Source organism: Pararoseomonas sp. SCSIO 73927 (assembly GCF_037040815.1).
Classification (GTDB): domain Bacteria; phylum Pseudomonadota; class Alphaproteobacteria; order Acetobacterales; family Acetobacteraceae; genus Roseomonas.
Genome location: NZ_CP146232.1, coordinates 2,238,440 through 2,264,301, shown reverse-complemented (window position 1 = coordinate 2,264,301; position 25,862 = coordinate 2,238,440). Strand labels below are relative to the sequence as shown.

At 66.3% G+C, this 25,862-nt stretch carries 20 protein-coding genes and 2 pseudogenes; 15 read left to right on the top strand and 7 right to left on the bottom strand.

Features of this window, described 5'->3' with window-relative positions; all coding sequences use genetic code 11:
• The first annotated feature begins 1 nt into the window (after window position 1).
• The 5 genes from VQH23_RS10675 to VQH23_RS10655 are packed head-to-tail and all read left to right on the top strand — an operon-like array spanning window position 2 to window position 5,670.
• Complete coding sequence (locus tag VQH23_RS10675) at window positions 2–1,222, top strand: MFS transporter (protein WP_338665621.1); 1,221 nt, start codon at window positions 2–4, stop codon at window positions 1,220–1,222.
• Window positions 1,219–2,067 carry an aspartate/glutamate racemase family protein gene (locus VQH23_RS10670; protein WP_338665620.1) on the top strand — a complete coding sequence of 283 codons (849 nt, stop codon included), beginning with the start codon at window positions 1,219–1,221 and terminating at the stop codon, window positions 2,065–2,067. Before VQH23_RS10675 ends, VQH23_RS10670 begins: the two co-directional genes overlap by 4 nt.
• A 32-nt stretch (window positions 2,068–2,099) precedes the next feature.
• Window positions 2,100–3,680, top strand: coding sequence for an ABC transporter substrate-binding protein (locus VQH23_RS10665; protein WP_338665619.1), 1,581 nt, complete (start codon window positions 2,100–2,102; stop codon window positions 3,678–3,680).
• Window positions 3,681–3,701: 21 nt separating this feature from the next.
• Window positions 3,702–4,733 carry a 2-oxoglutarate and iron-dependent oxygenase domain-containing protein gene (locus tag VQH23_RS10660; RefSeq protein ID WP_338665618.1) on the top strand — a complete coding sequence of 344 codons (1,032 nt, stop codon included), beginning with the start codon at window positions 3,702–3,704 and terminating at the stop codon, window positions 4,731–4,733.
• A gap of 55 nt (window positions 4,734–4,788) precedes the next feature.
• A complete protein-coding gene (locus VQH23_RS10655; RefSeq protein ID WP_338665617.1) occupies window positions 4,789–5,670 on the top strand; it encodes an alpha/beta hydrolase in 882 nt (293 codons plus the stop codon).
• 6 nt (window positions 5,671–5,676) lie between these two features.
• On the opposite strand, the gene VQH23_RS10650 is transcribed toward VQH23_RS10655, so the two are convergent.
• Complete coding sequence (locus VQH23_RS10650) at window positions 5,677–6,417, bottom strand: aspartate/glutamate racemase family protein (RefSeq protein ID WP_338665616.1); 741 nt, start codon at window positions 6,415–6,417, stop codon at window positions 5,677–5,679.
• Window positions 6,418–7,629: 1,212 nt separating this feature from the next.
• On the opposite strand from VQH23_RS10650, the gene VQH23_RS10645 reads away from it, so the two are divergent.
• Window positions 7,630–7,902 (top strand): hypothetical protein, encoded by a 273-nt coding sequence (locus tag VQH23_RS10645; RefSeq protein ID WP_338665615.1) that lies wholly within the window; start codon window positions 7,630–7,632, stop codon window positions 7,900–7,902.
• Between the two features lie 372 nt (window positions 7,903–8,274).
• Here the strand turns inward: VQH23_RS10645 and katG are convergent, their stop codons facing one another.
• From katG to VQH23_RS10635, 3 genes are all read right to left on the bottom strand, one after another.
• On the bottom strand, window positions 8,275–10,494 hold the full coding sequence (gene katG / locus VQH23_RS10640) for a catalase/peroxidase HPI (RefSeq protein WP_338665614.1): 2,220 nt from the start codon (window positions 10,492–10,494) through the stop codon (window positions 8,275–8,277).
• 439 nt (window positions 10,495–10,933) lie between these two features.
• Window positions 10,934–11,557, bottom strand: coding sequence for a recombinase family protein (locus tag VQH23_RS26595; protein ID WP_408904333.1), 624 nt, complete (start codon window positions 11,555–11,557; stop codon window positions 10,934–10,936).
• 996 nt (window positions 11,558–12,553) lie between these two features.
• Complete coding sequence (locus VQH23_RS10635; protein WP_338665613.1) at window positions 12,554–12,997, bottom strand: hypothetical protein; 444 nt, start codon at window positions 12,995–12,997, stop codon at window positions 12,554–12,556.
• Between the two features lie 561 nt (window positions 12,998–13,558).
• On the opposite strand from VQH23_RS10635, the gene VQH23_RS10630 reads away from it, so the two are divergent.
• The gene (locus VQH23_RS10630) at window positions 13,559–14,257 is read left to right on the top strand and encodes a PEP-CTERM sorting domain-containing protein (protein WP_338665612.1); all 699 of its coding nucleotides are present in this window, start codon (window positions 13,559–13,561) and stop codon (window positions 14,255–14,257) included.
• 210 nt (window positions 14,258–14,467) lie between these two features.
• On the opposite strand, the gene VQH23_RS10625 is transcribed toward VQH23_RS10630, so the two are convergent.
• Window positions 14,468–14,836 (bottom strand): hypothetical protein, encoded by a 369-nt coding sequence (locus VQH23_RS10625; protein WP_338665611.1) that lies wholly within the window; start codon window positions 14,834–14,836, stop codon window positions 14,468–14,470.
• Between the two features lie 46 nt (window positions 14,837–14,882).
• On the opposite strand from VQH23_RS10625, the gene VQH23_RS10620 reads away from it, so the two are divergent.
• The 8 genes and pseudogenes from VQH23_RS10620 (at window position 14,883) to VQH23_RS10585 (ending at window position 22,870) form a co-directional block, all read left to right on the top strand.
• Window positions 14,883–15,179, top strand: coding sequence for a 2-oxoglutarate and iron-dependent oxygenase domain-containing protein (locus VQH23_RS10620; protein ID WP_338666088.1), 297 nt, complete (start codon window positions 14,883–14,885; stop codon window positions 15,177–15,179).
• Window positions 15,180–15,508: 329 nt separating this feature from the next.
• A pseudogene (locus tag VQH23_RS10615) lies at window positions 15,509–15,877 on the top strand (2OG-Fe(II) oxygenase family protein); the annotation flags it as partial.
• Window positions 15,878–16,005: 128 nt separating this feature from the next.
• Window positions 16,006–16,827, top strand: coding sequence for a transporter substrate-binding domain-containing protein (locus tag VQH23_RS10610; RefSeq protein ID WP_338665610.1), 822 nt, complete (start codon window positions 16,006–16,008; stop codon window positions 16,825–16,827).
• A gap of 24 nt (window positions 16,828–16,851) precedes the next feature.
• Complete coding sequence (locus tag VQH23_RS10605) at window positions 16,852–17,532, top strand: amino acid ABC transporter permease (protein ID WP_338665609.1); 681 nt, start codon at window positions 16,852–16,854, stop codon at window positions 17,530–17,532.
• 3 nt (window positions 17,533–17,535) lie between these two features.
• On the top strand, window positions 17,536–18,207 hold the full coding sequence (locus VQH23_RS10600; protein ID WP_338665608.1) for an ABC transporter permease subunit: 672 nt from the start codon (window positions 17,536–17,538) through the stop codon (window positions 18,205–18,207).
• Between the two features lie 114 nt (window positions 18,208–18,321).
• Window positions 18,322–19,505, top strand: a pseudogene (locus tag VQH23_RS10595) (IS3 family transposase).
• 826 nt (window positions 19,506–20,331) lie between these two features.
• On the top strand, window positions 20,332–21,990 hold the full coding sequence (locus VQH23_RS10590) for a heme peroxidase family protein (protein WP_338665607.1): 1,659 nt from the start codon (window positions 20,332–20,334) through the stop codon (window positions 21,988–21,990).
• Between the two features lie 679 nt (window positions 21,991–22,669).
• On the top strand, window positions 22,670–22,870 hold the full coding sequence (locus tag VQH23_RS10585; RefSeq protein ID WP_338665606.1) for a hypothetical protein: 201 nt from the start codon (window positions 22,670–22,672) through the stop codon (window positions 22,868–22,870).
• Window positions 22,871–23,496: 626 nt separating this feature from the next.
• Here the strand turns inward: VQH23_RS10585 and VQH23_RS10580 are convergent.
• Together VQH23_RS10580 and VQH23_RS10575 are read right to left on the bottom strand one after the other, a co-directional pair.
• The gene (locus tag VQH23_RS10580) at window positions 23,497–23,640 is read right to left on the bottom strand and encodes a hypothetical protein (RefSeq protein WP_338665605.1); all 144 of its coding nucleotides are present in this window, start codon (window positions 23,638–23,640) and stop codon (window positions 23,497–23,499) included.
• Between the two features lie 1,411 nt (window positions 23,641–25,051).
• Window positions 25,052–25,510, bottom strand: coding sequence for a hypothetical protein (locus VQH23_RS10575; RefSeq protein WP_338665604.1), 459 nt, complete (start codon window positions 25,508–25,510; stop codon window positions 25,052–25,054).
• Between the last annotated feature and the right edge of the window lie 352 nt (window positions 25,511–25,862).

Below are 25,862 nucleotides of genomic sequence, written 5' to 3'. Positions count from 1 at the left end.
GGTGCTGCCCTGGGTCGCGGCGCTGGGCTCGACGCTGCTGATGCAGTCCGTCGCCTCCTTCCTGACCCAGAGCGTGCCTGTCATCGCGCCCCTGGTCACCGCCCGGGCCGGCCTCCCGCCGGAGGCAGTGGGGAACCTCTCGGCCCTGGTGGCGGCAGGCACCGCGTTGTTCCTCCTCCTCGGCGGGCCGTTGCTGACGCGCATGGGGCCGGTGCGCACGCTGCAATGGGGGGCGGCGGTCTCCGCCGCGGCCATGCTGCTGCTCGGCGTGGGCAGCACCCCGGCGCTGGTCGCCGCCTCCCTCCTGCTCGGCATCGGCTACGGTCCTTCCCCGCCCGCCGGCAGCCGCATCCTGGCGGCCACGGCGCCGGCCGGGCACCGCACCCTCATCTTCTCCATCAAACAGGCCGGCGCGCCGCTGGGCGGGGCCTTCGCGGGGCTGGTGACCGCGCCGGTGGCCAACGCCTTCGGTTGGATGGCGGGCATCCTCGTCACCGTCGCGGTCGCACTCCTCGCAGCGCTGGTCATCCAGCCACTCAAGGAAACGCTGGACGCGGAGCGGGACCCGCGCCAGCCCATCGGCCTCGGCACTATCCTCCAGCGGCGGACCTGGGCGGCGCCTGTCGTCGCGCTCGGCTTGCACCCGTCGTTGCCGCCGCTCACCGCCCTCGCCATGTCCTTCGCCGCTGTGCAGGGGTGCCTTTTCACCTTCTCCGTCACCTGGCTGCACCTCTCGCACGGCCTCAGCCTCGTGCAGGCCGGAACAGCCTTCGCCAGCATGCAGGCGGCCGGCGTCGTCGCCCGCATACTCCTGGGCTGGCTGGCAGACCGCACTGGGCGGCCCGTCCGCAACCTGCTGATCCAGGCGGTGGCGGCCGCCGCGGTGACTCTGGGCTTCGCCTGGATGCCGGCGGACACCTCCCTCCTCGTCGTCAACCTGCTGGCGGGCGCGGCGGGCTTCCTGGCGGCCAGCTGGAACGGCATCTACCTGTCGGAGGTCGCCCGCCTCGCGCCGCCAGCCCAGGTTGCCGCGGCCACGGCGGGGTCCACGCTGTTCACCTTCCTTGGCTACCTCTTCGCGCCGGCCGGCTTCACGCTGCTCGTCGCCCTCTCCGGAAGCTGGGTGCTGCCGCTGACCCTCGTCGCCGCGCAGCTTGCCCTCGTCTCGCTCCTCGTCTCCGTGCTGCTGCGCAGCCACTCCGCTGGAAGTTCCACCCGATGACCACGCCCCGCCTGATGCTGATCAACGCCTTCAGCCTCGCGCCCGGCGCCTATGCGCTGCGCCCGCACAGCGGCACGCGCGAGGACCTGGTGATGGATTACGCCAACGTCGCCCCGCTGCTGGCGAGCGTGGAATGGGACGTCCATGCCGGTGCCCCCGCCACCCATGGCCAGTGGCCGGTGGAGACGAAGGAGGAGTTCATGATGGTGGGCGTGAACCGCCTGCCCCTGGTACGGGAAGCCTGCGAGAGCGGGCGCTTCGACGCCGTCGTGCTGCTCGGCGGCGGCGATCCCGGCTATCCGGAGGCGCGGGAGATTGGGCGCCGCTATGGCATACCCGTGACGAGCTGCGCGCATGCCCAGATGCACATCGCCGTCACTCAGGGCCATCGCTTCAGCATCATCGACATCTCCGAGACGCACAACGCGCAGATGGCGAACCTCGTCGTGGGGTATCGCTTCACCGAGCACTGCGCCTCCATCCGCAACGTGAACTTCCCCCTGCCCCGCCCGGCGCACCAGGGCGAGCAGTCCATCGCGAGGGAGAAGGCGCTGGCGCTCTCGGGCCAGCCCTCAGCCATGCTGGAAGCCGCCGTTGCCGCCGCAGAGGCAGCCATCGAGGAGGATGGGGCGGAGAGCATTATCCTCGGCTGCTCCGCCAGCTACTGGATGCAGCCCTTCCTGCAGAAGCGCCTGAAGGAGATGGGCTGGAGTATTCCGGTGTTCGAGGGCTACCGCTGCGCCATCGAACTGGCCAAGCTCTTCGTCAGCCTCGGGCTGGATGCCAGTGGCATCGCCTTCCCGGCCGACCAACCGCGTCGCTGGCGAGCGCGGAAGCCGGTCTGACACGCAACGGGCAGAAGGAGAGGGGATCGGGCATGATCGGACGGCGAGCATTCCTGGGCAGCGCGGCCGCCACGACGGCCCTCTCCGCCCCGGCGAAATCCCAGCCGGCGCGCGTGCTGCGCTACGTCCCGCAGGCCGACCTCGGCAGCATCGACCCGATCTGGACCACCTCCGTCGTCACGCGCGACCACGGCTTCATGGTCTACGACACCCTCTTCGGGACGGATGCGAACTTCCAGCCGACGCCCCAACTGGCGGAGGGTTACAGCCTGGAACAGGAAGGCCGCGTCTGCATCGTGAGGCTCCGCGCCGGGCTGAGGTTCCACGATGGCGAGCCGATCCGCGCGCGGGACTGCGTGGCCAGCCTGGAGCGCTGGATGGTGCGCGCCCCGATAGGCCAGAAGCTGAAATCCGTGCTGGACGAGATGAGCGCGCCGGACGACCTGACGATCCGCTTCCGGCTGAAGCGCCCCCTTCCCTACCTCATCCCCATGCTTGGCCTGCCCGCCACGCCGGTGCCCTTCATCATGCCGGAGCGCGTGGCGCGCACCGATCCCTTCCAGCAGGTCACGGATACCACGGGCTCCGGCCCCTTCCGCTACCTGACGAGGGAGCACATCCCCGGCAGCTTCTCCGCCTACGCGCCCTTCGCGGACTACAGGCCGACCCCGGCGGGCGGCACGGGCCTGACGGCCGGGCCGAAGGTGACCCATTTTGACCGGATCGAATGGCACACCCTGCCGGACGCCGCCACCGCCGCCGCCGCCCTCCAGCGGGGCGAGATGGACTGGTTCTGCCAGCCCCCGCCAGAGGTGCTGGAACTGCTGCGCCGCAGCCGCGGGATCAGTGTCGGGCCACTGGACTTGCTGCCCTACACGCTGCTGCTGCGCTTCAACAGCCTGAACCCGCCCTTCGACAACCCGGCTATCCGCCGCGCCCTGCTGCCCGCGATCGACCAGGCCGATTTCGTCGCGGCCTGCGTGGGCAACAACGTGGAGGCGGGGATCACAGGCACGGGCGTCTTCCCCGCCGGCTCCCCATCCGCCAGCGATGCCGGGCTGGAGCCGTTGCGCGGGCCGCGCAGCATCGACCTCGCGAAGCAGCGGCTAAAGGAGGCAGGGTACAGCGGCCAGCTTGTCCGCATCCTCGGCCCCACAGACATCCTGAACCCCTCCGCCCTCACACAGGTGGGCATCGACCTGTTCCGCCGTCTCGGCATGAACCTCGACATCCAGCTCACGGACTGGGCGAGCGTCGTGCAGCGCCGTCCGAACAAGGAGCCGCCGGAGCGCGGCGGCTGGTCCGTCAGCTTCTACTCTAACCCCGGCATTGACCTGCTAAACCCCGCCACCAACGCCCTGCTCCGCGGCAACGGCGCCGGCGCCTGGTTCGGCTGGCCCACCATTCCCAGGCTGGAGGAGCTGCGCGAGAGCTGGTTCGACGCCGCCGAGCCCGCCGCCCAGGCCGCCATCACCAGGGAGATGCAGTCGGTGGCGATGCGGGAGCTGCCTTTTGTCCCGCTCGGCGGCCTGCGCAACTTCACCGCCACCCGCGCCGACCTGCGCGACCGGGTGGTGGGATCTCCGATCTTCTGGAACCTTAAGCGGGCCTAATGCCCCACGGAGCGAACGACCATGCACCTCTTTAAGCAGCAGGGCCTGTCGGGCGAGGAGCAGTCCCGCACGCCCATTCCCGTCATCGACCTCGGCCGCTACCTCGCCGGGGAACCGGGTGCGATTGAGGCGGCCGCGGCGGAGCTGCGCCGAGCCTCGGAGGAGGTGGGTTTCTTCTACGTCAGCAACCACGGCGTGTCGGAGGACTTGGTCGAGCACGCCTTCCAGGCCTCCCAGGCCTTCCACGCCCTGCCGATGGAGGAGAAGCTCTCCATCAAGGTGAACGAGAACAACATCGGCTACCTGCCGATGGCGGGTTCGCTCGCGGCGTCCTCCACCGTGCACAAGAACACCAAGCCGAACCTGAACGAGAGCTTCTTCATCACCCATGACCGGGAGACGGACCACCCGGGCGTGGTCGCGGGAGAGCCGCTGCGCAGCGCCAATCAGTGGCCGCCCTCCGCGCCGGACGGCATGCGGGAGACCATGGTGTCCTACTACCGCGCCGTGCACGGGCTGGCAGACCGGCTCGTCACTCTCTTCGCCGCCTCGCTCGACCTACCACCAAACTGGTTTGACGCGGCCTTCGCCAACGAGTCCAACGCCACCATCCGCTTCATCCACTACCCGCCGCAGGAGGTGATCGAGGAGAACCAGTTCGGCAGCGCGCCGCACACAGACAACTCCTTCCTCACCATCCTCGCACGCACCGAAGTGCCCGGCCTCGCCGTGCGGCTCACCAACGGCAAGTGGTTCATTCCGCCGCTGATCCCCGGCACCTTCCTGGTGAACCTCGGCAACATCCTGCGCCGCTGGTCTAATGACACCTACCTCTCCACCCCGCACGGCGTGGTGAACGACAGTGGCAAGGACCGCTACTCCATCGCCTTCTTCCACAACCCGAACCCGCAGGCTGTCATTGCCCCCGTGCCGACCCGCGTGACGCCGGAGCACCCGGCGCAGCACGAGCCCGCGCTGTACCTGGACCTCGCCCTCGCCTTTTACAGGGCCAACTACCTGCACCAGAAGCGCCCCGCCGAGGTCGGCGTCTGACACCCCCGCGCTCCGGGCGGCAAGCTCGGGGTGACGGACCGAGACGGAGAACGGGATGCCCTACGCGACCACCGATGACGGCGTGAAGCTCTACTGCGAGGAGACAGGTAGCGGCACGCCCGTGATCTTCGTGCACGAGTTTGCCGGCGACATGCGGAGCTGGGAGCCGCAGCTCCGCCACTTCGGTCAGCGCTACCGTGCCATCGCCTACAACGCCCGCGGCTACCCGCCCTCCGACGTGCCGGAGAACCCCTCCAACTACTCCCAGGCGCGCGCCGCGGACGACATCCTGGCCGTACTGGACCATCTCGGCGTGGAGAAGGCGCATGTGGTTGGCCTTTCCATGGGCGGCTTCGCGACGCTGCATTTCGGCTTCCGCCATCCCTCCCGTGCCCTTTCCCTCACTGTCGCGGGCTGCGGCTACGGGGCCGAGCTGGCGCAGCAGGACCGCTTCCGGGCGGAAGCAGCGGCCAGCGCAGCGGTGCTGAAGGCAGAGGGGATGGAGAGCTTCGCCGCTCGCTACGCCTATGGCCCCACCCGCGTCCAGTTCGAGAACAAGGACTCGCGCGGCTTCGCCGAGTTCGCGCGCGGGTTGGCGGACCACTCGGCCCTCGGCTCCGCCAACACACAGCTCGGCGTGCAGGGATCGCGGCCCTCCCTCTATGTGCTGGTGGAGGAGATGAAGGCGCTGACCATTCCCACCCTCGTGCTGACCGGCGACGAGGACTGGCCCTGCCTGCAACCCGGCCTGCTGATGAAGCAGACCATTCCCTCCGCCGCGCTGGCGGTGATGCCGAACTGCGGCCACACCATCAACCTGGAGGACCCGGACGAGTTCAACCGCCTCGTCAGCGCCTTCATCGTGCAGGTGGATTGCAGGCGCTGGCCGATGCGCGACCCGCGCGCGCTCTCAGCCTCCATCACCGGCATGCGGTAGGGCCGCCTAGCCCTGCTCGAAGAGGCGGCGCAGCGCGGGCGAGAGCCCCGTCATCGGCTTGAACCCGGGGCGGCGGAAGCTGCCCGCCGTCGCCTTGCGCGGCCGGAGCGCCGCCAGCGTCTCGGCCTGGCGCACTGCGGCGGCTACGCCGTCTAGCAGCGGCACGGGTACCTGCTCGGCGAGCTGCGCCGCCAGCCCGGCCAGGGGAGCGCCGCCGAGGATGCAGACATCCGCCCCCGCCGCCACCGCGCGGCCGCACAGTTCCACCAGCCGCGCCGCCTTCTCCTCCGCCACATCGCCAATGCCTGAGAAGGGCTCGTCTAGGCAGAACACGCCCGCGCAGCGCCGTGCCAAGCCGTTGTAATCCACGCACTCCCAATACCAGGGCTCCAGTGAGACCGAGAAGGTGACGATCGCGAAGCGGCGGCCCAGCATGCAGGCCGTGAGCATGGCGGCTTCTGCCATCCCGACCACGGGGACGCGCAGCAGTTCGCGCGCCGCCCCGAGGCCCGGGTCGGCAAAGGCGCCGATGATAACCGCATCTGCCCCGTCCGCATGGGCCGCCAGGAGTTCTAGCACGGAGGCGGCGCCCAGGACCGCCTCAGCCCGCGTCGTGATGTAGGGCGCGCCCGTCGGGGCCGTGACCGCGCGTAGCTCCGTCGACGGCGCGGCGGCGGCACGCGCGACGCCGGCGATCCGGTCCGTTACGGAGGTGCTGGTGTTGGGATTGATCAGCAGAAGGTTCATCAGAGTCCCCAGGAAACAGGGCAGTATCGTTCGGCTCGTTGCTCTGTGGAACTCGATTGCGATATCCCTGGCGGTAGACGTGAGAGAACCTCTCCGCCAACATCGATCTGCAGGGTATGCGGCTCCCCATGCGGAGCTCGCAGTATAGGGTGCGGTTGCGTGCGATAGATTCCAGAGAAGATTTGCGCCCAGTTCCCACCGATGCTCCAATTCCTCTCAGAAGAATTTTTCTCTGGTGGGGTTGGGATCGCGCTTCTCCGTGCGTTTTTTCTACATTTGCGGCGTGCACCTTGATACTTCGAAGGTGGAACGAGCGTCGTTTTCTCTCTTCGCAGGGCCATTCGTCTCCGAAGCTTGGGACTTGGGCGAATTATTCTACAAGGCTTAGACTTCTGTAGTCGCCCGACCTTTTCTGGCGCCATCGATGCCTTGTTAGCAGTGCCGATTGGCTGCCGATCAGTACTTACGCCCACGGCTTCACCCATCTTCAAGGCGGCGGTCAAATCCGATCAGAAATGGCTGCCCCGACCCCGCCCCTGCCAGACTCGCCGAGCTCCGGGATCCTCGCGCGCTACGATGGCGCGCTGCTGTCGGTGAGTAGTCCGGGCCGAGCAGTACTCCGCAGCCGATCCCACCACCACACTGCTAAAGCTTCGTCAGTTCGGCGAAATGTTCGCGCAGCAGCTCGCTGCGAGGACAGGTGTATTCGCGGGCGTTGATGAGCCGCAGGCGTCACTCCTCGGCCGGCTGCAGCGTGAAGGGTCTATCCCGCGCGAAGTTACCGACTTGCTGCACGACTTGCGGCGGGCCAACATCGACCGGCTGCGGACGGAGCGGGACGCCAGCCTCTCGGCGGCCGAACGTGCCTCAGAGGCAGCCGCTCAGGCCCAGGCAGCCCGTGAGGCCGCCGAAGCGCGGGCGACGGCAGAGACATCGGACAGGTCCGTGTGAGAGGCACTAGCGGTCGAGGAGGCGGCGACGCGCGCCACCGTGGCGGCGGAATCAGCGGCCCTCCAGGCGGCTGCGGTTGCGGCACCAACAGCGGCGACAGCCGCCCTCTCCGAAGCGGCGGCCGCAGCAGCGGGCGGGATCGCACTGGACGAGGCCACAACCCGAGAGAGAAATGATGCTCAGCTTCGGGCCCGCGGCTGGGAGGCCGCCACAAAGGCCCTGCGCCACTCCCTCGGGACCCGGCCGACCAAGGGTCGCAACATGGCCATCGCCGAGTGGCCCACCACCAAGGGACCGGCCGACTACGCCCTCTTCGTCGGCCTGACCTGCGTCGGCATGGTCGAGGCCAAGCGCAAGAACAAGAATGTCCCGGCCGCTACCGACCAGGCCGAACGCTATGCCCAGGATTTCCAGGCCGAGATGGGGATGGAGCTGCCCGCCGGCGGACCTTGGCCTGCTAACGATGCGGGTGAGGAATCGCCGTTCCGAGTTCCCTTCCTCTTCTCGACCAATGGTCGAGGCTACCTCGAATAGATCGAGACCCAGTCGGGCATCTGGTTCCGGGATACCCGAAGCCCGACCAACCTGCACCGAGCCCTGACCGACTGGTACACCCCGGACGGTCTCATGGCCCTGCTCGGACAAGACCTGGCCGAGACGCAGGCCGCAGGCGTAGCTTGCTCGAAACGGCAGGACGCGGCAGCAGATGCACACGGTGGCACCGGCGGCCGCCATCCCCGGTTCTCACCCAGTACCGCCCTAAGGGACCGTGCCGCCGCCAGCCCAGCCCTGGTACGCTCCACGATTAGCTTCCGCTATTTCTGCGCCTTTGCCACGAAGTACCAACTTGCGGGCAAAAAAGACGGCCGCTCCTGCGACCGCCTTCCTTGCCGGATCATGCCGCCGTCAGGTTGCGATGTTCGAGGACACCGGCTTGTCCGTCACGTCGAAGCGGTCAGCGTTCATCACCTTTACCCAGGCCTTGACGAAATCTTTGACGAACTTTTCCTCATTACCGTTCTCGGCATAAACCTCCGCCGTCGCTCGCAGCTGCGAGTTCGAACCGAAGATGAGGTCGGTCCGCGTGGCGCGCCAGCGCTCCTGCTGGCCACCACGATCAAGCCCCAGGAACTCCTCGTCGCTCGACGTGTCGATCAACTTCCAGAAGGTGTCGTTGTCGAGCAGATTGACGAAGAAGTCGTTGGTCAGTTGGCCTTTGCGGGTGGTGAGCACGCCCTCGGGCTTGTCGCCGTGATTGGCCCCGAGTACGCGCAGGCCACCGAGCAGCACCGTCATCTCCGGCGCCGATAGGCCGAGCAGCGAGGCTTTGTCGAGCAGCAGCTCCTCAGTCTTCACCGGCTGCCGTGTCTTCAGGTAGTTGCGGAAGCCATCGGCCTGCGGCTCCATCCAGACAAAGCTCTCGACGTCGGTCCATTCCTGTGTTGCGTCGCCGCGCCCGCCGGTGAAGGGCACCTTCACATCGAAACCGGCATCCTTCGCCGCCTTCTCGATCGCGGTCGAGCCGGCCAGCACAATCGCGTCGGCGAGCGACATGGCGCCGCGCAGTTCATTCAACTTGGCGAGCACCGTCGCCAGCTCAGCCGGCTCATTGACTGCCCAGTTCTTCTGAGGCTCCAACGCGATCCGCGCGCCGTTGGCGCCGCCGCGATGGTCCGATTTACGGTAGGTCGAGGCCGACGCCCAAGCGGTCTTAACGAGTTGACCGATGCTGAGGCCCGACGCCAGCACCTCCTTTTTGAACGCCGCGATATCGGCATCGGGCGGCACCGTCCCTTCGGGCACCGGGTCCTGCCAAATCAGCGTCTCTTCCGGAACTTCGGGGCCCAGATAGCGGATCTTCGGGCCCATGTCGCGGTGTGTGAGCTTGAACCAAGCGCGCGCGAACGCGTCGTCGAGCGCCGCCTGATCGTCGCGAAAGCGCTCGGAGATCGCCCGGAACTCAGGATCCATTTTCAGCGCCATGTCGGCGGTCGTCATCATCGTCGGCACGCGCTTGTTTGGATCGCGCGCGTCGGGGGCCATGTCCTCCGGGTCAGGATTGATCGGCTGCCACTGTTGCGCGCCCGCGGGGCTTCTCACCAGCTCGTAATCGTACTTGAACAATAGACGAAAATAGTCACCGCCCCACTGCGTCGGATTAGGTGTCCACGCCCCCTCGATTCCCGAGGTCGTGATGTGTCCCTTGCCGATCTCTTCGCTGTCGGTGAGCCAGCCCAGGCCCTGCAGATGCACGCCTTCCGACGCGGGGTCCTTGCTGAAACTCTCACCTGGCTTCGCACCGTGGGCCTTACCGAAGGCGTGGCCGCCGGCAGTGAGCGCAACGGTCTCCTCCGAGTTCATCGCCATGCGCAAGAAGGTCGCCCGCATGTCGCGCGCCGATCCCAGAGGATCGGGATTGCCGCCCGGCCCTTCGGGGTTGACGTAGATAAGACCCATGGAATCGGCAGCCAACGGTCCCTCCAGATCGAGCTGCTCTTCGGGGCGAATCCGCGTCTTGTGATTCGCATGCCCGACCCAAACCTCCTCCGAGCCCCAGTAGGTGTCGCCCTCAGACTGGTAGACGTCCTTGCGCCCGCCGGCGAAGCCAAAGATCGGGCCACCCATGCTCTCGATCGCGACATTGCCGGCGAGGATGAACAGGTCCGCCCAACTGATGTGCTTTCCGTACTTCTGCTTGATCGGCCAGAGCAGGCGGCGGGCCTTGTCGAGATTGCCGTTGTCCGGCCAGCTGTTGAGCGGCTCGAAACGCTGCTGGCCCGACGACGCGCCACCGCGACCATCAACAATTCGATATGTGCCCGCAGCGTGCCAGGCCATGCGGATCATAAACGGGCCGTAATGGCCATAGTCTGCCGGCCACCATGGTTTGCTGTCGGTCATCAGCTTGGTAAGATCGGCCTTCAGCCCGGCGTAATCGAGGGCACTGAACGCCTCGGCGTAGTCGTATTCCTTACCCATCGGGTCAGGCGATGCGCCGTGCTGGTGCAGGATGTCGACCGGCAGCGCGTCGGGCCACCAGTCTTTATTGGCGCGGCCAAGCAATGAGCGGCTCTTGCCCTCGCCCCCACCCATCGGGCAGCGGTCCAGGGGATTGTCGTCAGCCATTCTCTCACTCCTATGTCTGCGGCTAATGCTCGTGTAGACGCAGAGGGTGAAGGTTCTGATGGGGTGGACGGCCCCCCGACGGCACCGGCGTGCTAGAGTGGAGGTTTTTAATCACCACTCAGAGGAGACGTCTGTGGGCGATGCTACTACCATCGCCCTGGGTTTGGCGAAGGGTGTTTTTCAGGCGCACAGGGCGGACAGGGCTGGAGTCGTCCTGTCCGCAAGAGATTACGCCGGGCGCAGACGGCGGACTTCTTCTCGGCGCAGCTGCCTTCCACGATGGCGATGGAGGGCTGCGTCGGGGCTCACCAATGGGGCCGCGGAGTCGGCAATGGTGGCCATACGGTTCGGCTGATCCCGCCGGCCTATGTGAAGTCGTTTGTGAATCGGCAGGAGAACGCCATGGGTAGATCACTCCGCGCCTCGTAACGCTTAAGCATTAGGGTGTATCTACTCCCGTTCCAGATGCAGGTTGGCGTACCTGACCTCCACGTCCGCTCCGGGGCGTCCTCGGCGGTGCGACGGAGGAGCAGGGATCTACTTCTTTCCGACCGCCCTTTGGAAGCTGCTTGTCAGCCCTCGACCAATTCGGCCGGCACGCCCCGAGCCGTTCCAGCACCCAGGCTACTGTGGTATAGGTCTGTGTCCCGTCCCCTCTGGGCGTGACCACACCTCGCAACGTAAGCGCCCGCGCCATGCCCACATGGGTGGCGATCCCCTCCGCCCGTAGCGCCTCCAGCTCAAGCGCGAGCCGATGGGCGATCCGCATCGCCTGCTTCGCTCGGGAGACGGCCGCAGCAGACGCACAGGGTGGTGTCGGCGACCTCCACCCCCTATCCCCGCCCAGCACCGCCCCTCCCCGCGCTCGTGCCGCCGCCAGTGCCGCCCGGGTCCGCTCCGAGATCAGCTCCCAATCCTCCTGGGCCATGGCTGCGTAGACCCGCATCATCAGGTCGTCCGCCCCAGGCATGTCGCCCGCCCGGATCGAGATCCCCTCCTCCGGCAGTTGCGACAGCGTGTGGGCGCGCCGGGTGATCCGATCCAGGCGCACCGCCACCAGCACCGCCCCGAGTTGGCGGCAGCGGGTGTCCGGCGTCACCCCGCTTCGATAGCAGCCCGGCACGGCCAAGGGCGTGGTCTTCGTTATCGTGGAGGACGGGCACGGAAAGGCAAACGGGTGGTCTACAAAGATCGGTGCGCGCGACCCTCGGCGCTGCTCGGCGCGCTGCTGCTGGTGCTCGAGGGGCGGGTGGAGCGCGTGGGCGACCACGCCGAGATCCCGATCATCCACCTCATCGCTCGCCGTCAAGAGGACTGCTCGGACCGGCTGGAGCAGGTGGACGGTGCGGACGCGGAGTGGGGTCGCCCGCTCAGTCGCGCGGACGAGGTGCGGCGACCAGCCGGTCCGCCAGCCTTACTATCCCGTCTCGCACAGAGCCCGCTCCCCTGCCCAGCGCTTCACCAGTTCGGGCAACACGCGCCCGCCAGCCGGGATCCACCGAGGCTGGCCGGCGTCGTACTCGTCAAAGGCCCGACAGACCCGCTACCGTAGGCGGAGCCAGTGTACGACCAAATATCAGCCGCACCCACCCTGGAGGGTGAGGATGATCGCAAGGGCATATCAGACTGCTCTCCACCAATCGCTTCGAACGGCACGACCAACCAGCACGACCGTGAAGACAGCAACGAGCGCGACCGGTCAAACGAAAATTGGCAGGATGACAAGTGCGATGAGGATGTTCATCCGGAGACCATGCCTCGCGACCCACTGCCTGGAACCGCGCCGGCCGGTCCGCCACCCCGTTCAGCCCGCGGCTGATGATCCGGGTGCAAGTTGTCACCTCGCGCCTTTGCAGCCGAGCTGTTTAGGATCGCATCTATCAGTGTGACCTAGGAGCCCCGCTCCACCCGCCTCAGGGTGATCGCGCTCACGCAGTGCGCCTGGCTCGGACAGAATGCAACTCTGGTTCCAGTTGTCTATGCAGGCGCGGAGGCGGGTGGGCATGCGTTCGAGTTCCACGAAGCGCGTGTACTCGCCTTCATCTATGCAGAAATAACCTCAGTCCAGCACCTGTCGCCCAACCCGCAAATTACCATTCTCTCGCGCAGGGTTGGTGCTGATGCGAATGCAGCGAGGCACCGTTCGATCGCCCGAGAAGAGCGCATAGAGTGGCGAGACATGGTTGACGAAATAGCGAACCTCCACCGACGTGCCCGCCGCCGATATTCCAGATGTCGTGAGGTGTTCCGCACTGATCTCGGGCGGCCCTTTTGCGTCATTGATGTAGTCGGGCAGAAGGTTTAGCGCGATCAGGTTGCGGTAGTCCGGCGGGAACGGCGGGGCGACGTGAGTGGTGCCGGAGCAAGCCGCCAGGGCGAGCGGCAGAAGGAGGCTGGCGAGGGCGGGGCCAACCTCGCATAATCTAATGTCCAAAGCCCGTGTGGTCTTGGCAAAATTCTCCCAGCGCCTCGCAGGCTTCGTAACGCGTTTCTCCTGCCGCACTCAGGTCACTGCTTCCACCCGGCTCATCTTGGGCGCCCAACCATACCGGCAAAATTCAGGCTCGGGCCGGCTTGCTCGAGTTGTTCGGCAAGCTGCTGATAGGCGGCGCGCTCGCATGGTGGATAGGTAGGCTCAGCCGCTCCTCGACGCATGGCCCGCAGCGCTGCGCTCACCTGCGTGGGCGGCCTCTTGGATGCTTGCAGGAGAGCTCTGACCGCCTCCCTTCTTCGACGCCGAGCATCCGGGTGATTAGGCGAGCGGTAAAACTGACGATCCATCAGTCCCAATCTCTTTTTGCGCGATTGAATCAAATAATCTAGGGAAGCGTCAGAAGTTGCAAAAAAGGAATGACGTCTGCGCGCTCAAAAGTTCGCGACGGTGTAAGGATTCAATGACTCCTTACTTTCCCCCTGGCCGGCAGCGGACGCCATGTCGGAAATGCTTACACTCTGCCGCAAGCCTCCGCTGTGAGCAGGTTTAATCGATTGTTTCTAAGTGCTTTTTTTTGCTGGTATGGCGCTTGCCACTGTTCGCGCGGGCAAACGAAAGAGTTCGAAACACATGAGCACCATGAAGCAGATCCTGCTGGCCACTGCCGCCTTGGCTCTGATCGGCACCAGTGCCGCGCAGGCAGGCCAGTACAAGATCGCGGTCACCACTGGTCTGATTGGCAGCGGGTTCGAGACGCTCAGCACGCCGCCGGCCTTCTCTGGGGCGACAGCCTCGGCCACCTTCACCTACACGGGCGACTTGAACTTCTCTAACCCGGCGCCGCAGAATGCTCCATCCAAGCCGCCGGGTGATCTGAACAGCGCCTTCGGCTTTACCGCCGCAAACGTGTCCGGTTATGGTGGCAGTGGTATCGTGACGTACCAGGGCACCGATGTGGCCCGCTTCAGCACTGAGGCTCGCTTCCTCTCTTCCAGCGGCAGCGTCGCAGGCTACGGCTACGGCTCACACTACTCCATCACCCTGGGCGCTCTCGTGGCCGGCACCACTCTCACGATCACTCATGACGATGGCATCAGCCTGTACCGGGACGGTGTCCGCGTCCTCGGCGGCATCTCCGGCCCGACTAATGTCGTGACGGATACTTTCAGCAACCTCGCTGCCGGTAGCTATAAGCTCTACTACAGCCGCCAGAACGGCACGCCCTCTGTCCTGCAGGTCGCCGTGCCGGAGCCCACCTCGCTTGCGCTCTTCGGTGCTGGGCTGCTCGGCCTCGGCTATGTCCGCCGCCGGAACAACAAGCCCGTCTGAACGGACCCCGCCGCGGAAGGAGCCGGGAAGCGACCCTGCCGGCTCTTCGATCTTCGACTGCTGCTCTGGGGACCTAACTGGCGTTCAGCATCTCGGTACCCAGAGCCTTTCTGATCACCATACCATAGGTGCGGCCACAACGCGCCGGCTCCCGCACCGCCAGACGCGGCGCGGCACAACCACGTGCCAAGGGACGAGATGGCAGACGCATCAGAACCGGGTTGCTGACGTCCTGCGCTGGTGCCGGGGGCGGCACTCTGCCGGGTGCTTAGCCCGTGCCTTGATCTGCCTTACAACCAAGGCGATCGTGACGAACTTGTCTCTGGGAGTGCCGTCGAGGCCGAGGTTGCGATGCAGCATTGGACCATCGGCAAGTTGGCGATAGGCCCGGGCACCTTTCGGCCATTTCCTCGCGAAGCTGGTTACTACGGAACGATCCTGCCTGCGGATGGGCTCAACGAGGAAAAACGCAGCGGCAAAACCCCACGAGGTGCTCCGGGCGGGATGTTGATGCCGCATCAGCAGGACCCTGCTGGAACCAGAGACGCTTTGATCGAACAGTAGCGGCAGGTGGTGCATCCGGACGATTCCTGACGCCGGTGTGACAGGCGAGGGGGCATGATTCATAGAAAGCGTTCCGATCATTGATGTATCCGGTCTCCGCGGGGACTTGGAAGTGCGGCAGGCCGTCGCGGACCGGATCGGCCGGGCCTGCGAGGAGATCGGCTTCTTCTGCGTCACCAGGCACAGCATTCCGCAGGACCTGATCCGGCGCGTGCGGGAGCCCTTCTTCGTGTTCTTTGGCCGGGAGGAGTCGGAGAAGCGGGCGATCGAGCGGCAGCCGCCCTCCTACCGCGGCTACCTCCCCCTCGCCTCCGAAGGCCTTGCAGCCTCGGGCGCTCCGGAGCGGCCGCGGATCTGAAAGAGGCCTTCAGCATGGGGCCTATCCATGCACCGGACGACGCCTGTCGCTGCTCGGCCAAGGCTGCGCCGCACTTCGCACCTAACCGCTGGCGCGCCAGCCCCGCGGATTTCTAGCTGGCCTTCGAGGCCTATTACGAGCAGGTCGCAGCCCTGGCAGCCCTGGCAGCCACGCTGCTCGGCGGCTTCGCCCTGCCGCTCGGCCTGCCGGAGGACTGGTTCGCCAACAAGGTGGATCGGCACATCAGCAATGTCCGCGCGCTGCCCTATCCGGCCCAGCCGGAGGAGATCGAGCCCGGTCAGATCCGCGCCGGCTAGCACACGGTTTATGACTGCCTGACCATCCTGCTGACCGATGAAAACAAGGGCGGGCTGGAGGTTCTCGACCGCCGCGGCGAGTGGGGAGCCATTCCCCACCTGCCCGAAAGCTTCGTCGTGAACATCGGCGACCTAATGGCCCGGTGGAGCAACGACCGCTACGTCTCCACCATGCACCGCGTGGTAAACCCACCGCGATCCGGCAACACGCGGCGCCTCTCGATCGCGTTCTTTCACCAGCCCAATCACGATGCGCTGATCGAGTACATTCCCGGTTGTGCCGGGCCCGGCAACCCCGCCCGCTATGAGCCCATCACCTCCGGCGAGCATCGGCTGATAAAGGTGAGTCGTGCGAACAATGCGGCTGCCATCATGGCCTGAGGCGGTGAGGACCTAATGGGTACATATTTTGGCACACAACCTGCTATAAGACGTCCGCCTTAAGGCTGCACAGTTATCCAAGGACCGAGATCCACGTCATGCGAGTGCTTTCGAAGCGCCTTTTTCAGATGACGCTCCTAAGTCTCCTTGTTGCCGGGAGCGCGGCGCAGGCGCAGAACCAGCCGCTGCGCACGGCCGTGGACGCCAGCTTCCCGCCTCACGCCTTCACCCGGCTGGACGGCAAGCTCGACGGCTTCCAGATCGACCTGGGCACCGAACTGGGACGGCGCCTGGGGCGCGAGGTGCAGGTCGACGGCACGACCTTCGCTGGACTGATCCCGGCGCTGAACGCCGGCCGCTACGACTTCATCCTTGCCCCCGTGACGGCAACGACGGAACGGGCGGAGAATCTCTTCCTCACCGAGGGCTACCTGTTCACCGCCTACCAGTTCGGCATCCGCCGGGGCAGCGCGCCGATTACGGGGCCGGGCGACCTGCGCGGCAAGGTCATCGCCGTGAACAAGGGCAGCGCCTACGATGCCTGGACGCGCGAGAACGCGGATCGCTACGGATTCACGCCGCTGGTGCTGGATGGCTTCACGGACGCGACCCTGGCCGTCGTACAGGGCCGCGCCTACGCGCAGCTGGGCGGCAACACGACCATCCGCTACGCCGCGCAGCGGAACCGACAGTTCACCGCCGATCTCGTGCTGCGCGACACGCGCGCGCACTGGTCCCTCGTTGCCCGCCGCGGCGACACCGCCATGCGGGAGATGCTGGAGAACGCGCTGGAGTGCATGAAGCTGGACGGCACGCTGGCCAGGCTGTCCGAGAAGTGGTTCGGCACGGCCCCGGAGGCGGACGATGCGGAGCGTGTGGCCTTCCCCGGCTACGGCGTTCCCGGCATGGCCGGCTACGATCCCACCCCGCACACCCCGCGCTGCAACTAGTGGCCGGGGGCACGGCGCCGCCGCATGCCGGAACAGCCTGGCTTCCTCTTCACCTTCCTCAACGCCCGGGTCCTCCTGGCAGCTCTGCCGGAGGTGGCGAAGGGCTTCCTGTTGACCGTGGAGCTGGCGCTGCTCGTGGTCGTCTGCGGCCTGATAGCCGGGCTGCTGGCAGCCGTGCTGCGCCTCGGCGGGCGTTGGTGGATCAACCTTCCCCTGATCTTCGTCGTGGACCTGCTCCGCGCCGTGCCACCCCTGGTCATCATCGTGCTACTCTTCTTCGGGCTGCCCTCCCTGGACGTGGAGCTCTCCGCCTTCGTCACCACCTGGATCACCCTCACGGCCGTGCTCGCCGCCTTTGCGGAGGAGATCTTCTGGGCATCCATCCGCGCCGTCCCGACAGGACAGAAGGAGGCGGCGCGCTCCCTCGGCCTTGGCGCATTGCAGACCCTCTGTCTCGTCACGCTGCCGCAGGCTCTGCGGATCGCCGTGCCGCCACTTACCAACCGGACCATCGCCATCGTCAAGGGCACCGCCTTCGGCTCCGTGGTGGGGCTCTCCGACATCCTGGGTGCGGCACAGTCCGTCACCTCCTTCACGGCCAACCCCTCGCCCCTCATCCTGGGAACAATGGCCTATGTGGTGCTGTTCACGCCGATCATCCTGCTCGCCCGCTGGATCGAATCGCGCTTCGCTTGGTCGCACTAGACAATGGCCGACTTCGCCGAGGCCTTCCTCAACCCCGACATCCTGTCCGAGGCCTGGTGGCTGCTTGCCATGGGCGTGGGCCGCACGATCGCGCTGTCCCTCCTCGTCGTGCCGATCGGGCTGGCGGCCGGGCTTGGCCTTGCGCTGCTGTGCCGGCGCGGCCGCACCATTCGCCTGGGAACTGCGCTCTTCGTGGACCTGTTCCGCGCCCTGCCCCCGCTGGTCCTCCTCATCCTCCTCTATGCGGGCCTGCCCTTCGCCGGAATCAACCTCGGGCCCTGGGGCTCGGTGGCAGCCTGCTTCCTGCTCAACTCCGGTGCGTACTACTGCGAGGTCTTCCGGGCCGGGCTGAAGGGCGTACCCCGAGGGCAGGAGGACGCCGCGGCCGCGCTGGGGCTGCGCCCGACTCAGGCCATGCGGCTGGTCCTGTTGCCGCAGGCCATCCGGCTGGTCCTGCCCGACCTGGTGAGCAACACGCTAGAGGTGGTCAAGCTGACCTCGATTGCTTCGGTCGTGGGCGTGGCCGAGTTGCTGTTCCAGGCGCGGCAAGCCCAGAGCATCACATACAACGCCACCCCGATCGTGGCGGCCGCGCTGACATACTTCATCCTGCTCTGGCCGCTGGTCCGCGTCCTTTCGCACCTGGAAGAAGCCCGGCTTCGCTCTGCCAGGTAACAGCTTGTGATAGGTGCAGGGTGCCCCAACGCGGGCATGTCAACCGCAGCTGGTCTTTCCCCCCAGGGGTAGGCCTGCGGTAATGAGGGCCGCGGAGCCGAGGGGGATGGGGCCATGGGCCGGAGGCCGATGCACAAGCCGGAGGAGATCGTCGCGAAGCTGCGCCAGATGGAGGTGCTGATTGCGGGTGGAAAGTCTGTATCCGAGGCGGTGCGGGTGATCGCGGTGAGCGAGGCGACATATCACCGGTGGCGGGCCGAGTACGGCGGGCTGAAGTTGGACGCGGTGAGGCGGCTGAAGGAGCTGGAGCGGGACAATGCGCGGCTTCGGAAGGCGATGTCGGACCTGACCTTGGAGAAGGTCATCCTGAAGGAGGCTGCGTCGGGAAACTGGTGAGCCCAGCCCGTCGGAGGCGCTGTGTCGAGCACGTCCGGTCCGCACTTGGCGTCTCCGAGCGCGTCGCCTGCCGGGTATTGGGCCAGCATAGATCGGCATAGCAGAAGGTGCTGCGCGGACGTGATGACGAAGCTGCGCTGACGGCCGACATCGTCGAGCTCGCGCGGCGGTACGGGCGCTACGGCTACCGGCGGATCACGGCGCTCCTGAAGGGTGCGGGCTGGGCCACGAACCACAAGCGGGTGGAGCGGATTTGGCGGGCAGAGGGCCTGAAGGTGCCCAGGCGCCAGCCGAAGAGAGGGCGGCTGTGGCTCGCCGACGGCTCCTGCATCCGGCTGCGGCCGGAGCGCCCTCGGCATGTGCGGGCCTACGACTTCGTCGAGGACCGGACGCGAGACGGGCGGCGGTTCCGGATGCTTTGCGTCGTCGAACCAAGAGGTTCGCCGGATGTCGACGAGTTCACCCGCGAGGCGCTGGCCATCCGTGTCGCGCGGAAGCTCACCTCGGCGGACGTCATCGCCCCATTGGCAGATTTGTTCATCCAGCACGGCGTCCCGGCCCACATCCGCTCGGACCAGGGGCCGGAGTTCATCGCGGATGCTGTGAAGGGCTGGATCAGCGGCGTCGGGTCCAGGACGGCCTACATCGAGCGTGGCAGCCCGTGGGAGAACGGATATGCCGAGAGCTTCAACGCCCGCCTGCGGGACGAGCTGCTGAACGGCGAGATCTTCAACACGCTCGCAGAAGCCCGTGCCCTGATCGAGCCCTGGCAGCAGCACTACAACGCCGTGCAGCCCCACTCCTCCCTCGGCTACAGGCCACCAGCCCCGGAGACTATCGGCCCCCGACCCCCGTCCGCCCTGCCAGAAACCAGCGCCGTCCTCATGACCGGACCTCATTAGACCTGGCCCACCTCATGAGGGCTTGCCAAGAGAGGCACGCCGCATGAGCAAGAGCTCTGCCAAGTTTGCAGCGACATTGGCGACGAGCGCAGATCAGTCCCCGGTCAAAGATCTGACATTCGGCTGACTCTCTGTAAGCTGGCTTGCTGGAGGGAAGGACCAGCTTCAAGGGGCTCGCTGGTCTAGGTCGATCAATCGGCGCTGCGACAGGGCAGCCACGGTCCGTTGATAGCTCCTTGGCCGCTTGGGGAATGGTTACCAGCATCCCCTCGCCCGCCCGCTTGCGATACCGGCGTACGGACGGTGGATGAGCCTTCCGCGCCCCAGAGAAGGTCTGCGTCCAGTACCCACGGCTGCTCCAATCTCTCAGAAGGATCTTTTTCTAGTGAGGTTGGGACGCGCTTTCCCGTGCATTGTCCCGGCGTTTACCGTGTGCACCTTATTGCTCCGAAGGTGGATTGAGCGCCGACACGATCAACTCAGCGCGTCACCCCCCTCCAACCCGTTTTGCTGGCCCCCGCCCCGACGCCCCCCGACGTTGCCCGCTGCTTGGACGGACTCCACCGACTGGGGCGGATCCTCGGCGCGGCTCGCGCCGCGCGGCTTAGCCCCGACGACAGAACGATGGAAAAGCGGCCGGTGCAGTTCCATCTCAAAACAGCCTTGAAATTATGGGCGGAGCGCCGAGCCGAGGTGGATGAGCACCACAACCCCCGCTAGCAACATCGTGATCGTTACCCAACTTTAACGAACCATTTAGTTGCGGAACCGGAAGGCTCTTGCATCGCATCCTACGCCAGCTCAAACAGGCGCTGGCGAGGAAGGTATGTCCAACGAGCTCGGGAAGAACTCCCTGGCGGAAAACATCGCGCGCCCACTGATCCGGCACGGTTCGCCGCTGCGAGGAGGTATCGCCGTCCCGGCGCCGGGCCTCGGATTTCGCGCAGGCCGCTTCGGTCGCCTTTTCCCTGAGTTGAAGGCGCTCGACGTTCCCGAGGCCGCGCTCGTCGCGCTCGGCGAAGCCATGGTGGAGGGCGGTGCCAATCAGACTGGGGACAATCCGAACATCCCGGCTGGCTTCACATATCTCGGCCAGTTCATAGACCATGACATCACGCTCGACACCACCGGCATTGCGGAGCGCATCAAAGACGTCGACCAAGTCGTGAACTTCCGGACGCCGCGGCTCGATCTCGATTGCGTTTACGGCATGGGTCCCGGGGCAAGCCCTCAACTCTATGATCGGCGCAAATCAACCCCCGCCCTGTCCTCCGCCCGTATGCTGCTCGGACGCACCGTCGCCGGCTTTGTCGGGCGCGATGTCCAGGGGGGGCTGGAGTTCGATCTTCCGCGCGGCATTCAAGGCCGTGCCCTGATCGGAGACCATCGCAACGACGAGAACCTCCTCGTCGCGCAGACCCATGTCGCGTTCCTGCTTTTTCACAACGCCATCGCGAGGTCACGGCCCGAGTTGGACTTCGCACAGGTCCGGCAGCAGGTGACCTGGCACTATCAGTGGATGGTGCTGCACGACTTCCTCGGCAAGCTCGTCGACATGAACGACATCGCCACCTCTTTGAGGAAGCGCGAGTTCTACCGGTTCGAGGATCTCAGCCTTTACCGGGAGCCCTACATTCCCGTCGAGTTCTCCGTCGCCGCATACCGGCTCGGCCACAGCATGGTCAGGGGCAACTACAGTCACAACCGGGTCTTTCCGGACCAACCCTTCCTGCGGTCCTTCGTGTTCAGCGGCCTCTCCGGCAACATCATCGGCGAGCTGGCGGCCGACCAGGCCAATGCACCGATTTCGGGTGAACCCGCCGTTCCGGCGCTGCCGAGCGACTGGATCAACGACTGGCGCCAGTTCTTTGACTTCGGCACGGACGAGGGCCAGCAGGACGGTCTCGCCCGCAATCGTTCCCGCCTCATCGATCCATATCTCGTCCAAGCGCTTCACGATCTGCCGGGTGGGCGAAAGGGCCCGGGCATCGATCTCGGGAGCCATCCCAGCTTGGCGGTGCGGAACCTAGCACGAGGCGCCAAGATGATGCTGCCGTCCGGGCAGGACGTTGCACGGCACATGAGAATTGCCCCACTTACCGGGCGCGAGATCACGAGCAGCGGAGACGACGGCAAGGTCGCCGAACGTCACGGCCTGCATGAGAGGACCCCGCTCTGGTACTACGTTCTGAAGGAGGCGCAGATACGGCAGAGGGGCGAACGCCTCGGGCCTGTCGGCAGTCGTATTCTGGCGGAGGTCTTCGTGGGCTTGCTTGAAGGCGACCCAGAATCGTTCGTGGCACAGAATGAGGGCTGGACGTTGGAAAGCCCGACCTGGAGGCCGACGATCGGCGAGCACCCCGGCAGCTTCTCCATGACGGATCTGCTTCGGTTTGCGTTCGGGTCGAAGGGGGCTGGCGGCGATGTGGCGCTCAGCCCGGTCGACGTGGCCGCAAACCTTCAAGCACCTCAGCCTGCTCCATAGTGGCAGATGGGGTCCCGCAGGTAACGTCTCACCTGTGCTGGGTTGACTGAGTGGGACTTGCACGACAGCGATCCGCGGAGATCGCTGTCGGCAAAGGGGGGAAGCGAAAGCGGCCCTCGTATCCAGCGCTCCCAGCGCCGCACTGTTGTTCCGGAGCAACGTGCTGTCGTGGACAGACATCTCTGCCAGCAGCCCAGCCCTGGGAATGCCCCGGAACACCACAGTCCGGTCTGCGGCCGGTGACATTGGATGCGGTTCTGCCACTCGCGCCTGACGCTGGGGCGTGGCGGTGACGATGTACACCCAGGAGAGGTGAGCGGATTTGTCCCGCTACCGGGCCGAACCGGATCAGCCAGATCCTGCACCCGGACGCTCAACCTGACGGCGCCGGTTGCTGTCAACCTGTTCCTTTTTTGTTCTCTATCTCCTAACCTCAGCATCACCCCTTTTCGATTCGTGGGAGCCCTGCCGTGCTGAACCTCTGCCCCTCTCCTCCCCAGGCCGTCACCGCTGACCGTGGCCGGGATGAGCTAGTCGCGCTCTGGAACGCGGCCGCACCGGAGACAAGAACGCTCATGCTGGCGCAGGTCCGAGCCTGGGCGGAGGTCAAGGGTCGGCTGCCCCGGGTAAACGCGGCGGATGTCCCGCGCGACGCTGCGGCGCGAGACGGCTGAACGACATGGCTCCGGCACGCGGAGCCGACCACGCGGAGCCGGGTGCCCGGTCCCGCCCCTTCTTCCTCAACAGCGTATCGCACCCTGCCAAGCTGGTGGTGGCCGCGGTTGAGCGCGGGCTGGCCGGTATCTGTGGTGTCAGCAGCCTCACAGGCGTCGTGCGCGGCGACATCCCTGCCAGGATGCTGGGCCTGCCGATGCCGTAGGCGCTCCCTGGGGCTGCTGTACCGCGCGCGCTCCCCCGCCTTACCCACAGACCGCGCCTCCTACGGGCGGCTCACCTCGGTAGGTTCTCCCCAGCTGGTCGGTCCGACTTCCGACGCCCTACGATCCGCAGCAGCCCAACCCTGCGCGGGTTTGCGTCACGCGCACGATTCCTCCCGAGCAGTTCTGCGCAGTGCGCGGTGCCGGCGCGAGGCTCGGCTTCAGCGGTGATCTCCTGCACAAGCGTCCCCGGCTCCGGACCGGCCCAACGCTTCAGGACGAGGTCGAGCCGAGGTGGAAGCGAGCCTCAAGCCTAGGCCGTGCCGTGGCGCTCGGCAGAGGTTGCCCAGAACGCCGCTGCAATCTCGGCCCGGGCACGGATGTCAGCCACGGCATCCCCTTCGATCGGAGCACTGATCAGGACCGCTCTCAGATCCCTGTGCAATCGCTTCACCGTCGCGATACGGCAGCTTGGCGGAGCGTGACGAACGGCGCGAGCCGTTACGTCCTCCGCGATCCAAAGAAGGAGTTCGCGCTCAAAAGCAGCGATGTCACTGGCGGGCAAGGAATGGCTCCGTCGGAAAAAACCCCCAACTTACGGGCGAGCTCTCCCGGCAGATGCACTACTTCACGCGAGCGTGATCAGGACGGCCAGTCGGTGCGCCAAGCCGTTCAGCTCGCCGTTGATGAGCCGGGTGCACGTGGTCACGTTGCCCTTGTGGGCGGGCCTGGGCAGTCGGCCCGTTTGCCGGAGCCACAGCGCGGCCGCCATGCCGCCGTTTCTAGGGGCCGCAACCTATCCCGGCTTCAGATCCCGGATCCCACCCCAAGCGGACTGGGTTCGCCCGCCCGGTGAGGTGGTGTGACCCGCCGCGAAGCGTGCGGCAACCATCCTCGAACCCTGGCAGATACCCCATCCTCCACCGGATATCATGCAGGCGGTAATGCGCTGGCTCGCCAGCCATCGCCGGCCGTCATCCCGGCCGAGAGCGTGGGCCTCGATGGCGATGAAGTGCGGCGTGTCGAGCAGCGCGCTCGCCCGACAGCTGAGCTTCTCCGAACCCTGGGCCCGCCGCTCTCGTGCGCCAGCTGGGCGACCAGCAGGCACACGCCGTCGGGGCTGCTTGGAAAATGGCGTGGCGACGCGATGGAGGCCGCAGTTCGCCATCCGCGCTCAGATAACGTGCAGTATGGTCGGCCACTAGGCCCGGATTGGTCGTACCAATGGAGGCCAAGACCGCAGGCGGACTGGCGTTCAATCGTCCGTTTCACTCTCCATAACCCTGAGAGGGCCCGGCTGATCGGCGATGCGCGGTTGGATCTTGTAGCGCATCGCAACTGCGGGTTTGTTGCGGCGCATCGTCAGTTAGGGTCCCATCGCCGGCGGAGCGGTGTCGGAGCACCTCCCTTTCCCGCTCGACCGCTGCCCGGGGGGGCTGCCTTGGCGTCACGTACTTGCCCAAGAGTTCACGATGCTGGAGATGACCTGGATGCCCTGCTGGCCAACCTGATTGCCTCTTTCAACGAGAAGGACCTGCCCAGAGCCCTTCTGCGGGATGTCGGGGTGGTGCTTATTCGGAAACTGGCAGACCCCGGCAGGGCTGAAGGCCGTGTGGCCCTGTGGAGGGAGCGTTGGCGCGAGGCGGTGCGCCTGGAAGCAGTCCCGCTGCGCAAACCGACGCAAAGCTGATCAGCCGATTATAAGGCATGACGGGGTCGGATGCCGGCGCGAGTGCGTGGGGATGGAGCGTGCCACCCTGCGGGGGTGCCGGGAGCCGCTCCTCTGCGGGGGTTGAGGCGCATAGCCAGGCGCTGAACCACTAGGTGTTGCTCCCCAGCAGGCATGTTCATCTCCAGCAGTAGCGTGCCTGGGCGCCAGATCAGTCGCCAATCCCATTCCGACCCATACCAAGGCGCGTCAGGTGGGTGGACGGTACTGCGAGGCGTGCTCGGCCCGGAACGCCTTCCCGCCGGTGGGACGAAAGCGATGCCGCTGCTCCTCGGCCCACGTCCCGGGTACGGCGCCGATGATAAGCATGAGTCCCCGCTGCGGCCTGCGGCTACCGGTCCATGATCGTCGGACGTCCTCCGGCGAGACAGCTGTTGGTCAGCAGTTAGGACTCCATCACCGCTCGGATCATCGCTCCCACAGCCCTTTCCGAACCGTCAGTTTCAGGCATTGATCAGCGGTCCGGGCTGGTGATGTAGGCGCGCCGTCCGGTCATGCGCGTGCCGGACCCGAGGCGCACCGTCCCGTCCGGTTGAGGGACGGCAAGGGGTGCCACCTCGACCTGTGTGACACTGCCCATCCCCAGCATGCCGGCCACCTTAGGCGTGACGCTCACGATCCGGTCCTCTGTTGCTGGAAGCCGGTCGCGGACCCGCACCATGGCCACCCGGCCATTTCGCAGGTTCCGGATCCGGGCCGTCGTACCCAGGGGCAGGTCCGCGCTCGCCGCCGTGTCGGAGTTCAGTTCCACCCGCCCACCATCGGCCATCCGACGCCCGGCATGCCTCTGGGCGATGATGGCAGCCTGGCCGCGGCGCGCCTGCCCGGATGCATCCGCGGCGTCCGGCACGTTCGCGGAGGCTGGACTGACCGCTGTGAACGCCAGTGCAACGACGACGGCGAGGCGCGACATGAAGGCTTCCAGAGATGAGACCGTGTAACGTTCGCCTGTCCGCGCAGGTTGAGTGCTGGACGGGGAAAGGGGCTGCCGAGCGTGCCCGGCAGCCCCTTTTGGGCATCGAGGCCCGGACGCCAGGACAAGAACCGGGGCTCTCCTGACACGGCCGTCGGGACGTGCCGGCCACCGCTGTGCCGGAGAATGTTTGCGACCAAACCCCGCTGCTGCATCGCCGCCCCTTCGCGAGATGCCAGTGCTACATTCCGGCCGATCTTCGAAAAACACTCCTGTTTTCCACCTTCCGCCCCGGCAATACCCTGAGCTCATGAACACGGCAGCGCGGGGCAGGAAGTCTGGCATGACACGC

Bases quoted from the DNA above. Each gene is read 5' to 3' on its own strand.
- VQH23_RS10670 (WP_338665620.1), top strand. From the start codon at position 1,219: ATGACCACGCCCCGCCTGATGCTGATCAACGCCTTCAGCCTCGCGCCC.
- VQH23_RS10665 (WP_338665619.1), top strand. From the start codon at position 2,100: ATGATCGGACGGCGAGCATTCCTGGGCAGCGCGGCCGCCACGACGGCC.
- VQH23_RS10660 (WP_338665618.1), top strand. From the start codon at position 3,702: ATGCACCTCTTTAAGCAGCAGGGCCTGTCGGGCGAGGAGCAGTCCCGC.
- VQH23_RS10655 (WP_338665617.1), top strand. From the start codon at position 4,789: ATGCCCTACGCGACCACCGATGACGGCGTGAAGCTCTACTGCGAGGAG.
- VQH23_RS10650 (WP_338665616.1), bottom strand. From the start codon at position 6,417: ATGAACCTTCTGCTGATCAATCCCAACACCAGCACCTCCGTAACGGAC.
- VQH23_RS10645 (WP_338665615.1), top strand. From the start codon at position 7,630: ATGGCCATCGCCGAGTGGCCCACCACCAAGGGACCGGCCGACTACGCC.
- katG (WP_338665614.1), bottom strand. From the start codon at position 10,494: ATGGCTGACGACAATCCCCTGGACCGCTGCCCGATGGGTGGGGGCGAG.
- VQH23_RS10630 (WP_338665612.1), top strand. From the start codon at position 13,559: ATGAGCACCATGAAGCAGATCCTGCTGGCCACTGCCGCCTTGGCTCTG.
- VQH23_RS10625 (WP_338665611.1), bottom strand. From the start codon at position 14,836: ATGCACCACCTGCCGCTACTGTTCGATCAAAGCGTCTCTGGTTCCAGC.
- VQH23_RS10610 (WP_338665610.1), top strand. From the start codon at position 16,006: ATGACGCTCCTAAGTCTCCTTGTTGCCGGGAGCGCGGCGCAGGCGCAG.
- VQH23_RS10605 (WP_338665609.1), top strand. From the start codon at position 16,852: ATGCCGGAACAGCCTGGCTTCCTCTTCACCTTCCTCAACGCCCGGGTC.
- VQH23_RS10600 (WP_338665608.1), top strand. From the start codon at position 17,536: ATGGCCGACTTCGCCGAGGCCTTCCTCAACCCCGACATCCTGTCCGAG.
- VQH23_RS10590 (WP_338665607.1), top strand. From the start codon at position 20,332: ATGTCCAACGAGCTCGGGAAGAACTCCCTGGCGGAAAACATCGCGCGC.
- VQH23_RS10585 (WP_338665606.1), top strand. From the start codon at position 22,670: ATGGCTCCGGCACGCGGAGCCGACCACGCGGAGCCGGGTGCCCGGTCC.
- VQH23_RS10580 (WP_338665605.1), bottom strand. From the start codon at position 23,640: ATGGCGGCCGCGCTGTGGCTCCGGCAAACGGGCCGACTGCCCAGGCCC.
- VQH23_RS10575 (WP_338665604.1), bottom strand. From the start codon at position 25,510: ATGTCGCGCCTCGCCGTCGTCGTTGCACTGGCGTTCACAGCGGTCAGT.